Raw genomic sequence first — 12,685 nt, forward strand, 5'->3', positions numbered from 1 at the left:
TTTAACCGCGGACGCTGCCGGTTTTGCTGCTGGAGTAGATGAAGTACAGGGCAATCCCCAGGCAGACAACCGCGCTCAGGCGGCTCATCGAGAACGGAATGGCGGGATTGCCCAGCCAGCCAAAGTTATCAATCAACATGCTCATGGTGAGCTGGCCGAAGATCACCGCTACCGTGGCGACGGCGGTGCCGATCCGCTGTACGGCGAGCACCATTATCACGATATAGGGCACGCCAAACATCGCGCCGAGGAGCTGCCATTTCGGCACGTCCAGCAGCGTGACCGTCTGCTTAGGCTCAAAGAAGAAAATGAGCAGGGCGGTCACCAGCGCGCCGACGGAAAACGTCAGAAACGCGCTTTTGAAAACGCCCACGCTGCTGCCGAGCTGCCCGTTAATCGCGGCCTGAATGCTCAGCGTCGCGCCGCCGCAGACGGCCAATAGAATCATCATCAGTGTCATTCGTTTACCCCTGTGCCACCAGAACCAGTGCGGCAATAATAAAAACCAGCGCCACGATGCGTTTCGCGTTTATCTTTCTGTGCGGCGTACCCAACAGACCAAAGTGATCGATGATCAGACTTTTAAAGACCTGACCGGCCAGAATGCCAATCATGGTCATTGCGATGCCGATAGCGGGTGTCGCAACGGTCAGAATGACCACGTACACGGGGCCGAGCACCCCGCCGAGCAGTTGCCAGGACGGCTGTGTAAAAAACGACGGACTGTTGCGCGGGCTGAAAAACAGCATCAGCAGAAACGTCAGCGCGGCACCCACGCCGAAGATGCTGAAGGTGGCCCATAAATCACCCACTTCGCCACCCAGCGGCCCCAGCAGACCTGCCTCGACGGACAGTCCCATCCCGCCTGCAATCACCAGTAAAATTAAAATAAGTTGCATAGCACACACTCTCTCATTGTTCAGGCGACGAAGAATACGGCGTATCAGCAGTGAGAAAAATGCCATAATGCAGGAAACACCCTTGCAGGAAATGCACTAATGATCGATGCCGGAAATATCAGCATTCGCGCGCTGCTGATCTTTATTGCGGTTTACGAATCGCAGAATTTCTCAGTGGTTGCGCGGCGAGAAGGGATCTCCGCCTCGCAGGTTTCACGCGTGATCCACCAGCTTGAGGACGCGCTCGGCCAGCAGCTTTTTTATCGCAATACGCGGGCCGTGATCCCGACGGAAAGCGGGCATCTCTTTATCCGCTACGCCCGGGCGATGGCGGGAAGTCTTGACGAGGCGCGGCGGGAGCTGGATGAGCGATCCATCGAGCCAACTGGGCTAATTCGTATTAACTGCCCGGTATTTTTTGGACAGCGGCACGTCGCACCCGGCCTGGCGGGGCTGTCGGCGCGCTACCCCCGGCTCAACCTGGAATTGACGCTCACCGACGACTTTATCGACCCTCACCGGGACGCCGCCGACGTGCTGTTTCGCATCGGCACGCTGACGGACTCCTCGTTTCACGCGCGGGTGCTTGGGCAGCAGTGGTATTATCTGGCGGCATCGCCGTCCTATCTGCAACGGCACGGTGCGCCCGATGCGCCGGAGGATCTCACGCATCACAGCTGCCTTGTCTATCGCGGATCGTCCGGGCCTAACCGCTGGCTGATTCGCCGCCCAAATGCGGCGTGGGTTCACTATCCCGTTGCGCCGCTGATGACCTCCAACAACGCCGAAACGCTGCTGATTGCCGCGCTGGGCGGAATGGGGATCGTGCTGTTTCCCGACTGGCTGGTGAGTGAAAGGCTGAAAAGCGGCGAGCTGGTGTCGCTCCTGCCGGAGCATGAATGTTCGATCAACACGGAGCCGCAGACCATCGCTGCGATCTACCCGAATGCGCGTCATCCGCCCCTTAACGTCAGGGCGGTGATCGACTATTACGTGGCGCTGTTCGGCACGCCGCCGTACTGGCAAAGATGAACCCGCGATTGCGCGACCTGGCCGCTATCCCGTACTGTAGCGAAAACCTAAAAGGATAATCCGGACCTATGCATCTTGATTTTCGCCAACTGCGCAACTTCGTCGCGCTGGTTGAATACGGCAGTTTTAATCGTGCGGCAGAGGCGGTGTGCCTCTCGCAGTCGGCATTTAGCCGCAGCATTCAGGCGCTGGAGCAGAGCGTCGGGCATCCCTTATTTGACCGGCAAAGCAAGCTCGCCACCTTGACGCTGCACGGCCAAACGCTGCTGCCTTACGCCCGACGATTTCAGGAGCTGAACGTTGAGCTCAGCAGCCAGATGCGCGAAGCGGAGGAGGCGCAGACCGGCGAAGTGACGTTCGGCTGCGGTCCGGCCCCGGCTGCCCGCCTGATCCCCGCCGCCGTGGGGGCGTTTCATCGCAGCATGCCGCAGGCGAAGGTACGCTTTCAGATCGATAACTGGTTTACGCTGCATCAGGCGCTGACCACGCAGCATTATCCGTTTGTCGTGGCCGATAGCTGGCAGGCGGAGCTGGATCCCCAGCTGCGGGTGCAGCCGCTCAGCCCGCAGCGCTGCTTTTTTATCTGCCATGCCGACCACCCGCTGGCGCAGCAGGGCACCGTATCCGTGCAGGCGCTGCTGCGTTACCCTTTTGCGGCACCCTATTTACCGCCGGGCGTACGCAAAGTGCTGGCTACTCTCAGCCAGCAGCAGGATTTTACCCCCGCGATCCAGTGCGATCACGTCTATGCGCTGCTCTCAACGCTCGCCTATACCCACGCGATAAGCTTCGCCAGCGAGGATGGTTTTGCGCTGTGTCAGCACAGCCACAGGCTGGTGAAGCTGGAGATAAGCGACCTGCCGGAAGAGTGGCGGCTGATGCAGACCCGGTTTGCCATTATTTCCCCGGTTCATGCTACCCGGCCTCCGCTGGTGGAAAAGATGATTGAGACGATCCTCCATGCCGACCGCCAGCATCAGAATCAGCTGCTGGCGCAGGAGGAGGGCAGCTAAAGCGGCTCGCCCTGAGGCGAGTACTGCGGCCAGTGATTTTCCCGTTTTTGTGCTTTCAGAGCCTTCTCGACGAAGGATCCCTCCACCCACTCTTTGGCACTAAAGGCGCTGCGGATCAGGCGACCCGAATGTGCCTGTTCAATGCTGCGGGTAAAGCTGTCCGTCAGGAAGGGATCGATGCGCGGTGAGGAGGTGAAGTTAAGATCCTGCGGCTGCAGTTCCTCAAGGAACAGCGCCCTGGGAATTTGGCTTTGCTGCGCCATTTCCGCCGACCAGGCTTCACGATTGTTCGGATCGCTGATTTCTGCCGCGTTCTTCACCAGCACGTCGATAATCTGCTGCGTCGCCTGCGGCCAGGCGTCAATAAAGGTTTGCGTCCCCAGGAACCCCGCCTGCGTGGTGTTCTGACGACCGGAATCGCCGCTCTTCACCACCACGTCGATTTTTTCGCCCCGCAGCGCCAGAAGAGACACGCCGCCCCAGACGGCATCCACGCGGCCCGCTGCCAGCGCCGCTTTCCCGGCATTCCAGTCGAGATTAATAACCTGCAGGTTTCTTTCCGTAAGCCCGGCGGTTTGTAGGGCGCGGTCGAAGGCTAACTGGTCAGCCGTACCGCGATACACCGCGACCCGTTTACCTTTTAAATCTTCCAGGTTTTTTATGCCCGAGGCGCGGGTCACCGCCAGATAAGACTCCGACCCGCGGCTGCCCAACAGCAGGCGCGTGGGAAGGCCGTTCGCTTTGCCGATGATGGCCGCCAGATCGCCAAGGTAGACAAAATCAAGCTGTTGGTTAGCCAGCGCTTCATTCACCGCCGGACCCGCGCCCTTAAAGAACTGCCACTGGATTTCAACGCCCTGGGGTTTGAACACCGCCTCAAGCTGGTGGCGGATGTACGCCATGCCGACCGGGCCCTCAATAAAGGGCTTACTGCCCGCACTTTGATCCGGCACGCCGATGCGAATGGTGTGCAGCGCTTCGGCGCTGGCGTTCCCCATCAGGGCGAAGGCGGCCACGAGCAGCAGCAGAGCGCGACTAAAAAATGCTTTCATCATAACAAGTTACTCCGAGGTTTTTTTCTCACCCTAATGAGCCGCCCGGCCCGCTGTTAAATGCTTTTATTGGAAATGGACAGGTGAAAATGAGCTAAATCAGCACCAGCGAGTCCGGCAGGCTGAAATGCATTTGTTGCATCGGGATTATTCGCGTAACGCAATGACGAAGGGGGACGGGGCGGGGTTTTATAACGGCATGACGGGTTTAAACGTGAAGCACTATGTCGCAGATAATTTTAAAAACGGGCTCATCCGGAAAGCTGAACATTCGCCTCAAAGTCTGGCCGTGGATATTGCCCGCGCTACTGCTGCTGCTGTGGTCCATCGCGGCAGAGCGCCACTGGATGCCGGAACAAATTTTACCCGCGCCTTCGGTGGTTGCCGACACGGCGCTCTCGCTCCTGGGAGGAGACCTTCTCTCCCAGTGGGCGTTTAGTCTGCAGCATTTGCTGCTGGGCCTGCTGGCAGGTGCTTTCGCAGGTACGCTGTTGGGCGCGCTGTTCGGTCTGGTTCCCGGCACGGCGCGGCGCGTGGAGCCGCTGTTTTACGCGCTGGCGCAAATCCCGACCCTGGGGTGGATCCCGCTGTTTATGGTGCTGTTCGGGATCGATAACGGCCTGAAGCTGGCGGTAATCATCAAGACCACCATCGTGCCGATGACGATCAACACGCAGCAGGCGGTTGCTGGCGTGCCCCATACCCTGAGTGAGGCCGCCAGGGTGATGAATTTTTCACGCTGGCAGCGTCTTCGCTGGCTGGTGATCCCCGCGAGCCTGCCGGGCTGGTTCACCGGCCTGCGGCTGGCGCTCTCTCAGGCCTGGGTGTCGCTGATCGTTGTTGAACTGCTCGCCTCGTCAGAGGGCATTGGCTACCTGATGGTTTGGGGGCGTCAGCTGTTCCAGCTGGATATCGTTTTCGTCACCATTGCGGTGGTGGGCTTTAGCGGCATGCTGATGGAGTGGGCGGCGAATCGGGCCTTTTCCCGGCTGGTATTCTGGCCCCAGCCCGCCGTCGGGCGGCTTGCCTGGAAACCGCAGGCCAGCTGGCAGGCGCTGCAGCTGCCGGTGCTGCTGCTGGCGCTGTGGCAGCTGGCTAGCCAGTGGGGATGGATTGACGGGGCGCTGTTCTCTTCGCCGCTGGCGGTCGCCGAGCGCTTTATACAGGGCGCGGCAAGCGGGGAGCTGGCGACGGCGATGCTGGCGAGCCTCGGGCGCGCCTTTGCGGGCGGGGCGGTGGGTATTGCCGGTGGCCTGCTCTGCGGATTACTGCTGGCGCTGCGGCCACGCGCCGGACAGATTGTGACGCCATCGCTCAACGTGCTGCGCCATATTGCCCTTTTTGCATGGCTACCGCTGCTGACCGCGTGGGTGGGCAACGATAACGTCGGCAAAACCGTCTTTATTGCCCTGGCCTCGTTCTTTCCGATGTTCTTTAGCACCCTTCAGGCCGTGCTGCAGCGAAACCCGCAGTTGGACGAAGTGGCGCGCGTGCTGCGTTTAGGGGGCCTGACGCGCCTGCGGATGCTGATCCTTCCCGGCGCGGCGCCCGGTATTTTCGCCGGGCTGCGGCTGGCGATGATCTACGCCTGGCTTGGCAACATTGGCGCGGAATACTTCATGTCTTCGGGGGCCGGGATCGGCAGCCTGATGATCAACGCCCAGCAGCTGCTGGATATGCCCACCATTCTCTGCGGCATGGTGCTGGTCGGTCTCACCGGCGCAGCGCTGGATAAAGCCGGACGTTTACTGGAACTTCGCGCCACCCGCTGGCGCCAACAGGAGCCATCATGACCGCCCAAACTCTGGTCTCATTTCAACATGTGCGTAAAACCTGGCAGCAGGTCACGGCGCTGCAAAATTTTAGTCTCGACATCGCTGCCGGTGAACTGGTGGTGCTGGTGGGCAGCAGCGGCTGCGGTAAGTCGACGCTTCTGAGAATGCTGGTCGGCCTTGAAGAGACGACGCAGGGTGAAATCCGCATCAGCGGCAAGCGGGTCGCCGGGGTGGGTAAAGAACGGGGCATTGTTTTTCAGGAGCCGCGGCTGTTCCCCTGGCTAACCGTGATCGACAACGTCGTGCTGGGGCTGGCGGATGAAAAACTGAGCCGGGCCGCCAAACGCCAGCGTGCGCGGGAGATGCTGGCGCGGGTGCAGCTCACCGAGTTCGAGGGCGCGCTGCCCGCGCAGCTTTCCGGCGGGATGGCCCAGCGCGTCGCTATTGCGCGCGGCCTGGTTGCCCGCCCGCAAATTCTGATGCTGGACGAGCCGTTCGGCGCGCTCGATGCCCTGACGCGGCATACCCTGCAGCAGGCGCTTTTGCATATTCACAAAAGCGAGGGAACCACCACGCTGCTGGTGACCCATGACGTCGAAGAGGCAGTCGCCCTGGCCGACCGGGTCGTGGTGCTTTCCCCACGTCCGGGGCGCATACGCGAAGTGGTGAGCCTTGCGCTGCCGCACCCGCGACAGCGTGACGACGCCGCGTTCGCCGACGCCTGCCGCCATATTCGCAATCTTATTACCTCTGCCTGATAACGTTTACTAAGGAGCAAAACATGGGTCATCCTTCCATTTTTCCGACCGGCGCGACGCTTTATGATCCTGCGCGCGCGTGGAGCGGCTATACCCTTTTCCAGGCCACCGAGCACGGTGCGGTGCTGGTCGATATGAACGGCGCTGTGGTCCGCGAATGGCCTGAGCTCCACGGCTTCCCCAATAAAATTCTACCGGGCGGGGCGATCCTCGGACACAGCGGCGAGCGCGATCCGCGCTACGGCATGCAGGATATGCTCGATCTGATCCAGGTTGACTGGGAAGGCAATGTGACATGGTCCTTCGAGCGCTATGAGAAAGTGAGTGACCCGGGCAATGAAACCCGCTGGATGGCGCGGGCGCATCACGACTATCAGCGTGCGGGCAATCCGGTTGGCTACTACGCGCCAGGGCTGGAGCCGCAGGTAGAAGGGGGGAATACGCTGATCCTCGCCCACACCAACCTGGTCAACGAGGCGATATCGGACAAGGTTCTGCTGGATGACACCATTATTGAGGTCGACTGGGAGGGAAACGTGGTGTGGGAATGGCGCTGCAGCGATCATTTCGAGGAGCTGGGCTTCGACGATGCGGCGCGCACCGCGCTGTACAATAACCCCAACATGCGCGCCAGCGGCGGGGGAATGGGCGACTGGATGCATATCAACTCGATGTCCACGCTGGGGCCGAATAAATGGTATGACGCCGGGGACAGCCGCTTCCACCCGGATAACATCATCTGGGATGCCCGCGAGTCCAACATTATCGCCATCATCGATAAGCAGAGCGGCAACATCGTCTGGCAGCTTGGCCCGGATTACAGCACGCCAGCGCTAAAACACATCGGCTGGATTATCGGCCAGCACCACGCGCACATGATCCCGCAAGGGCTGCCCGGCGCGGGCAATATCCTTATTTTCGATAACGGTGGCTGGGCCGGATACGGCGCGCCGAACCCGGCCTCGGCGGACGGGGTGAAAAACGCCTGGCGCGACTATTCGCGGATCCTCGAAATTAACCCTGTGACGCTGGATATTGAGTGGCGCTACTCGCCGTATGAAGCGGATCTTCCCCAGCCAACCGACTCTTACCGTTTTTATAGCCCCTATATCAGTAATATGCAGCGCCTCGAAAACGGCAATACCCTGATTAATGAAGGCTCCAACGGGCGTATTTTCGAAGTGACCCGCAATCATGAAATTGTCTGGGAATACGTGTCGCCGTTCTGGGGCAAAACGCTCAACAACAACATGGTTTACCGCGCGTACCGCATTCCTTATGCCTGGATCCCGCAGCTTCCTCAGCCGCTGGAAACGCCGATAGTCCCTGTAGATGTTCGAACCTTACGCCAGCCGGGCGCGGCGGCGGCTGGCCCGGCGCAAAGCGTGGTGCGGGTCGAAGGGGTGAAGCCCTACAGTAAAAGCGCCGATGCGCTGTGCGTAGCGACGGATAACGATACCCTTCGCCGCAGTCCAAAACTGTTCCGCGTGGCGGAAAGCGCGTTTAAAACGGTGAGTGCGTCGAGCGAGCTGGAAGGCGATAGCCCGATACTGCTGTTTGTCGGGGCGGAGCGCTGCGTGCACTGCCGCAGGCTTTGGCAACTGCTGGCGAACGAGAAGATTACTCCGCTGACGGCGCGATTTGATACCCGCTATCTGGACGTTGACCTGAACACGGATCTGGCAAGCCAGCTTGGCGTGCGTGGTCTGCCCACGCTGCTGGTGCTCAGGCAGGGCAAGCCTGCCTCGCGTGCGCCTGCGCAGCAATCGGTAGAAAGCGTAAGTGAGTGGTTGAACGGCGTAAGTGAATAATGCGATCCCCGGGAGAGCGAGCCCCTCCCGGGAAGAGCGAGATTATTTTGCCAAAATCTCACGGCGAACGATCTCTGCGCCCGCGCTCAGCGCCTTCAGCTTGCCGTTGGCAACCTGACGGGAGAGGGGAGCCATTCCGCAGTTGGTGGACGGATAAAGCTTGTCGGCATCGACAAACTGCAGCGCTTTACGCAGCGTGTCGGCGACTTCCTCCGGCGTTTCGATATGGTTCGTCGCCACGTCAATCGCACCCACCATCACCTTTTTGCCGCGGATCAGCTCCAGCAGATCCATCGGCACGCGGGAGTTGTGGCACTCCAGGGAAATAATGTCGATGTTTGAGGTCTGCAGCTTAGGGAAGGCCTCTTCGTACTGTCGCCACTCGGAGCCGAGCGTCTTTTTCCAGTCGGTATTGGCCTTGATGCCGTATCCGTAGCAGATGTGTACCGCGGTTTCGCACTTCAGCCCTTCAACGGCGCGTTCCAGCGCGGCGATACCCCAGTCGTTCACCTCGTCGAAAAAGACGTTAAAGGCAGGCTCGTCAAACTGGATAATATCGACACCTGCGGCTTCCAGCTCGCGCGCTTCCTGGTTGAGAATTTTGGCAAATTCCCAGGCCAGCTTCTCGCGGCTTTTATAGTGGGCGTCGTAAAGCGTGTCGATCATCGTCATCGGACCCGGCAGCGCCCATTTGATCGGCTTGTCGGTGAGCTGGCGCAGGTACTTTGCATCGTCAACAAAAACGGGCTTTTGGCGTGCAACGGCATCCACCACGGTCGGCACGCTCGCATCATAGCGGTTGCGAATGCGCACCGTCTGGCGATTCTCAAAATCGACGCCGCTCAGATGCTCAATAAAGGTGGTGACGAAGTGCTGGCGGGTCTGCTCGCCGTCGCTGACGATATCAATGCCCGCGCGGAGCTGTTCGTCGAGGGATAAACGCAGCGCATCCTGTTTACCCGCCAGTAATTCATCATCCTGAAGTTTCCACGGAGACCACAGCGTTTCAGGTTGTGCAAGCCAGGTTGGCTTAGGTAAGCTGCCAGCCGTTGATGTCGGGAGCAATGTTTTCATAATAGAAGACCTTTATTATCGGTTAATTAAAGTGTGAAGTTATGAGACCACTGCTCAAGACGTTGTTTGTAAGGCTTAATAAACTGTTCTTCCGTAAATTTGCCCTGTTGAATCGCTAACTGGCTGCGCTCTTCGCGGTCATAAACGATTTTCGTTAATGAATGATCCTGCTGATTCAGATCGGGCTGATAGCACTGTCCGGCGGTCGAGTTCGCATTATAAATTTCAGGGCGGTAAATCTTCTGGAATGTTTCCATGGTGCTGATCGTTCCAATCAGTTCAAGATTCGTATAATCCGCCAGCAAATCACCGGAATAATAAAAGGCAAAAGGCGCAGCGCTGTTCTCAGGCATGAAATAACGCACCTTCAGGCCCATCTTGCCAAAGTATTGTTCAGTCAGTGATGTACCGTCCGGCTCGTACTCAATCCCCAATACCGGGTGCGTGTTGCCCGTACGATGGTAGGTATCTTTGCTGGAGACACTCAGGCAGATCACCGGCGGTTTTTTGAAGTTTTCTCTGTATTCAGCAGAGCGCGTGAAGTGCTTGAAGATGTTGCCATGCAGTTCACCAAAGTTCTCAGGAATACTAAAGGTGGAACGATCTTTATTATGATCGAGCAGCAATACGCTGAAATCATAGTCGCGCACGTAGGATGAGAAGTTATTCCCGACGATACCTTCGATGCGCTCATTGGTTTTTTTATCGACAATAAACGTTTGCAGTATTTCAATGGCCGGGAAGCTATTTTCTCCATCGATGTTCATATCAACGGAAATAATTTCAAGCTCAACCGCATAACGATCGGCTTTCGGGTTATCCCAACGCGCTAATGCATTGAAGCGGTTGTTGATCATCACCAGCGTATTGCGCAGGTTTTCTTGACGTTTTTCGCCTCGCGCCAGGTTGGCAAAATTGGTGGTGGTACGCGTATTTTCTGACGGGTTGTAATTTTCATCGAAGCAACTGCGCTTAAGGCTAAATGTAAAAGCGTTACTCATTGTGGTTATGCATCCTAAGTTCATGTTGCCAGGAAGTTATCAATGCATAATTTATGCCTGAGCCAGCGGCAGAGGGGAAGTGACTTAATTTCACTGCAACATGAGGGAACTTCATGAACGGCGCGCTTCACGTTATACTGCCCAAAATGTCCAATCGGTTTAGAAACAATCATGACAAAACTCACCTTACAAGAGCAGATGCTGAAAGCGGGCTTAGTCAGCAGCAAGAAAGTGGCGAAAGTGCAGCGCACGGCCAAGAAATCACGCGTTCAGGCGCGTGAGGCCCGCGAAGCGGTCGAAGAGAACAAGAAGGCGCAGATCGAGCGTGACAAGCTGCTGAGCGAGCAGCAGAAACAGGCGGTACTGGCGAAAGAGTTTAAAGCGCAGGTGAAGCAGTTGATTGAGATGAACCGCATCTCCGTGGCGAAAGGCAACATTACCTTTAACTTTACCGACGGTACTCTGATTAAAAAGATTGAAGTCGATAAGCAAACGCAGACCCAGCTGATCAATGGCCGTCTGGCGATTGCGCGCCTGGTACTCAATGCTAACGGTGACTGTGACTACGCGATCATTCCGGCGGTGGTGGCCGACAAAATTGCCCAACGCGATGCCGACAGCATTGTGTTGAACAGCGCGCTGAGTCAGGAAGAGCAGGATGAAGACGATCCGTACGCGGACTTCAAAATCCCTGACGATTTGATGTGGTAAACACTCTTTAAAACGGTGCAGCGTGACGGGCGCTGATTGCCTCTCCGCTCACCGGATGCACAAAATCCAGCCCGCTGGCGTGCAGCATCAGCCGCGGCGTCGCTTCGGCGCCAGGCCATTCAAGGCCGCCATATAAATCGCAGCCCAAAATAGGGTGACCCAGCTGCTGGCAGTGAATGCGCAGCTGATGGGTTCGCCCCGTTTCCGGCGTGAGCGCAACCCGCGTCAACGGTAAGCCCGACGCCCGATAAACACGTTCAATCACCCGGTAGCGGGAGCGCGCCGGTTTGCCCGTGACGGCGCAAATCGACATCAGCGGAAACAGCGCCGGGTCTTTGGCAATCGGCGCGTCAATCACCCCTTCATCGTTTTCAACATGCCCGCAAAGCAGGGCGCTATACACCTTCTTCACGGCACGCTGGCTGAACTGATGACAAAGTGCGGCGTTAATCGCTTTATTGCGCGCAATCACCATTAAGCCGGACGTGCCAAAATCAAGGCGATGCACCAGCGTGCAGCCAGGAAAGTTTTTCACCAGGCGATAATGAACGGAATCAAGGTTTTGCGGATTTTTGCCCGACAGGCTAAGCAGGCCAGAAGGTTTATCGATCAGCAGCAGATGCTCGTCCTGCCAGAGAATTTCAATCTCATCGAGACAAGGTGGGGCAATAAAGTTATCGACGATTACAGACATCAGGCCGCCCGGCTGGAGAGTGGGAGCGGATGATAACGAAAAGCGGGGGAAAGAAAAACCCTCCCACCTGGCGGTGAGAGGGGGAATTCTTAGGCTGCGACGAAGCCGTCGATGGCCGCTTTAGCATCGGTCTGCGCCTTGGTCGCCACTTCAGGACCGTAGGCGATACCTTCAGCGAACACAAAGTTCACATCGGTGATGCCGATGAAGCCGAGGAACACGGTCAGGTACGGTGCAACCAGGTCGGTTGGGGTATCTTTGTGAATACCGCCACGGCTGGTCAGTACAACCGCACGCTTGCCTTTCACCAGACCTTCAGGGCCGTTTTCGGTGTAACGGAAGGTCACGCCAGCACGCGCCACCAGGTCGAAGTAGTTCTTCAGCTGGGTAGGGATGTTGAAGTTGTACATTGGGGCGTTGATGACGATAACGTCATGCGCCTGCAGTTCTGCAATCAGTTCATCAGAGAGTGCCAGGGCTTCCTGCTGACGCGGAGTCAGTGGCGCATCGCTCGGACGCAGAGCGCCAACCAGCTCGCCGTCCAGCACAGGAATCGGGTTTGCCGCCAGGTCACGCACGGTGATTTCGTCCGCCGGATGCTGTTCACGCCACTGTTCAACGAAGTAATCAGACAGCTGACCAGACTGAGAGTACCCTGCCAGAATACTGGATTTCAAAACTAATACTTTGCTCATGGGTGATTCCTGTTGTTGCATTTGATTGAAGGGGGTTGCCCCGTTGCTTGTTGACACTTTATTCACAATCCTGCCGCAGAGATAGCGCAATATATCGAAGCCTATGTTCGAATTTTTTGAATAAGGCGCTGAAAGCGCCAATGTGGTACTCTATAGCAATCATTAAAAAG

13 protein-coding genes are annotated in these 12,685 nt (G+C 57.7%); 6 read left to right on the forward strand and 7 right to left on the reverse strand.

What is annotated here, in order from left to right; all coding sequences use genetic code 11:
- Position 1: 1 nt before the first annotated feature.
- Together N2K86_RS10455 and N2K86_RS10460 are read right to left on the reverse strand one after the other, a co-directional pair.
- The gene (locus N2K86_RS10455) at positions 2–460 is read right to left on the reverse strand and encodes a DMT family transporter (protein ID WP_260661446.1); all 459 of its coding nucleotides are present in this window, start codon (positions 458–460) and stop codon (positions 2–4) included.
- A gap of 4 nt (positions 461–464) precedes the next feature.
- A complete protein-coding gene (locus N2K86_RS10460) occupies positions 465–899 on the reverse strand; it encodes a DMT family transporter (protein ID WP_260661447.1) in 435 nt (144 codons plus the stop codon).
- Between the two features lie 99 nt (positions 900–998).
- Between N2K86_RS10460 and N2K86_RS10465 the strand changes: the two genes are divergently transcribed.
- Positions 999–1,931, forward strand: coding sequence for a LysR family transcriptional regulator (locus tag N2K86_RS10465; protein ID WP_260661448.1), 933 nt, complete (start codon positions 999–1,001; stop codon positions 1,929–1,931).
- A gap of 68 nt (positions 1,932–1,999) precedes the next feature.
- Complete coding sequence (locus tag N2K86_RS10470; RefSeq protein ID WP_238459688.1) at positions 2,000–2,944, forward strand: LysR family transcriptional regulator; 945 nt, start codon at positions 2,000–2,002, stop codon at positions 2,942–2,944.
- Here the strand turns inward: N2K86_RS10470 and N2K86_RS10475 are convergent.
- Positions 2,941–3,999, reverse strand: coding sequence for an ABC transporter substrate-binding protein (locus N2K86_RS10475; RefSeq protein ID WP_260661449.1), 1,059 nt, complete (start codon positions 3,997–3,999; stop codon positions 2,941–2,943). The two genes, N2K86_RS10470 and N2K86_RS10475, sit on opposite strands and share 4 nt — an antisense overlap.
- A 221-nt stretch (positions 4,000–4,220) precedes the next feature.
- Here N2K86_RS10475 and N2K86_RS10480 point away from each other — a divergent pair, with 221 nt between their 5' ends.
- Genes N2K86_RS10480 through N2K86_RS10490 form a run of 3 tightly spaced genes read left to right on the forward strand, consistent with a single transcriptional unit; the run spans position 4,221 to position 8,340 of the window.
- Positions 4,221–5,789 (forward strand): ABC transporter permease, encoded by a 1,569-nt coding sequence (locus N2K86_RS10480; RefSeq protein WP_260661450.1) that lies wholly within the window; start codon positions 4,221–4,223, stop codon positions 5,787–5,789.
- Positions 5,786–6,529, forward strand: coding sequence for an ABC transporter ATP-binding protein (locus N2K86_RS10485; protein ID WP_260661451.1), 744 nt, complete (start codon positions 5,786–5,788; stop codon positions 6,527–6,529). The genes N2K86_RS10480 and N2K86_RS10485 overlap by 4 nt, the downstream gene beginning before the upstream one ends.
- Before the next feature lie 23 nt (positions 6,530–6,552).
- Complete coding sequence (locus N2K86_RS10490; RefSeq protein WP_260661452.1) at positions 6,553–8,340, forward strand: aryl-sulfate sulfotransferase; 1,788 nt, start codon at positions 6,553–6,555, stop codon at positions 8,338–8,340.
- 42 nt (positions 8,341–8,382) lie between these two features.
- On the opposite strand, the gene N2K86_RS10495 is transcribed toward N2K86_RS10490, so the two are convergent.
- Together N2K86_RS10495 and N2K86_RS10500 are read right to left on the reverse strand one after the other, a co-directional pair.
- A complete protein-coding gene (locus N2K86_RS10495) occupies positions 8,383–9,414 on the reverse strand; it encodes a methionine synthase (RefSeq protein WP_260661453.1) in 1,032 nt (343 codons plus the stop codon).
- Positions 9,415–9,440: 26 nt separating this feature from the next.
- Complete coding sequence (locus N2K86_RS10500; RefSeq protein ID WP_260661454.1) at positions 9,441–10,415, reverse strand: DUF1852 domain-containing protein; 975 nt, start codon at positions 10,413–10,415, stop codon at positions 9,441–9,443.
- A gap of 171 nt (positions 10,416–10,586) precedes the next feature.
- Between N2K86_RS10500 and N2K86_RS10505 the strand changes: the two genes are divergently transcribed.
- A complete protein-coding gene (locus N2K86_RS10505; protein ID WP_260661455.1) occupies positions 10,587–11,126 on the forward strand; it encodes a DUF2058 domain-containing protein in 540 nt (179 codons plus the stop codon).
- Between the two features lie 7 nt (positions 11,127–11,133).
- On the opposite strand, the gene N2K86_RS10510 is transcribed toward N2K86_RS10505, so the two are convergent.
- A complete protein-coding gene (locus tag N2K86_RS10510; RefSeq protein WP_260661456.1) occupies positions 11,134–11,820 on the reverse strand; it encodes an RluA family pseudouridine synthase in 687 nt (228 codons plus the stop codon).
- A gap of 89 nt (positions 11,821–11,909) precedes the next feature.
- Positions 11,910–12,515, reverse strand: a complete 606-nt coding sequence (azoR, locus tag N2K86_RS10515) for an FMN-dependent NADH-azoreductase (RefSeq protein WP_260661457.1) — start codon at positions 12,513–12,515, stop codon at positions 11,910–11,912.
- Between the last annotated feature and the right edge of the window lie 170 nt (positions 12,516–12,685).

The organism is Enterobacter mori, assembly GCF_025244905.1.
Lineage (GTDB): Bacteria > Pseudomonadota > Gammaproteobacteria > Enterobacterales > Enterobacteriaceae > Enterobacter > Enterobacter mori_A.

What these genes read in the sequence shown, in the direction of transcription:
- N2K86_RS10455 (WP_260661446.1), bottom strand. Translation starts at nt 460, where the DNA reads ATGACACTGATGATGATTCTATTGGCCGTCTGCGGCGGCGCGACGCTG.
- N2K86_RS10460 (WP_260661447.1), bottom strand. Translation starts at nt 899, where the DNA reads ATGCAACTTATTTTAATTTTACTGGTGATTGCAGGCGGGATGGGACTG.
- N2K86_RS10465 (WP_260661448.1), top strand. Translation starts at nt 999, where the DNA reads ATGATCGATGCCGGAAATATCAGCATTCGCGCGCTGCTGATCTTTATT.
- N2K86_RS10470 (WP_238459688.1), top strand. Translation starts at nt 2,000, where the DNA reads ATGCATCTTGATTTTCGCCAACTGCGCAACTTCGTCGCGCTGGTTGAA.
- N2K86_RS10475 (WP_260661449.1), bottom strand. Translation starts at nt 3,999, where the DNA reads ATGATGAAAGCATTTTTTAGTCGCGCTCTGCTGCTGCTCGTGGCCGCC.
- N2K86_RS10480 (WP_260661450.1), top strand. Translation starts at nt 4,221, where the DNA reads ATGTCGCAGATAATTTTAAAAACGGGCTCATCCGGAAAGCTGAACATT.
- N2K86_RS10485 (WP_260661451.1), top strand. Translation starts at nt 5,786, where the DNA reads ATGACCGCCCAAACTCTGGTCTCATTTCAACATGTGCGTAAAACCTGG.
- N2K86_RS10490 (WP_260661452.1), top strand. Translation starts at nt 6,553, where the DNA reads ATGGGTCATCCTTCCATTTTTCCGACCGGCGCGACGCTTTATGATCCT.
- N2K86_RS10495 (WP_260661453.1), bottom strand. Translation starts at nt 9,414, where the DNA reads ATGAAAACATTGCTCCCGACATCAACGGCTGGCAGCTTACCTAAGCCA.
- N2K86_RS10500 (WP_260661454.1), bottom strand. Translation starts at nt 10,415, where the DNA reads ATGAGTAACGCTTTTACATTTAGCCTTAAGCGCAGTTGCTTCGATGAA.
- N2K86_RS10505 (WP_260661455.1), top strand. Translation starts at nt 10,587, where the DNA reads ATGACAAAACTCACCTTACAAGAGCAGATGCTGAAAGCGGGCTTAGTC.
- N2K86_RS10510 (WP_260661456.1), bottom strand. Translation starts at nt 11,820, where the DNA reads ATGTCTGTAATCGTCGATAACTTTATTGCCCCACCTTGTCTCGATGAG.
- azoR (WP_260661457.1), bottom strand. Translation starts at nt 12,515, where the DNA reads ATGAGCAAAGTATTAGTTTTGAAATCCAGTATTCTGGCAGGGTACTCT.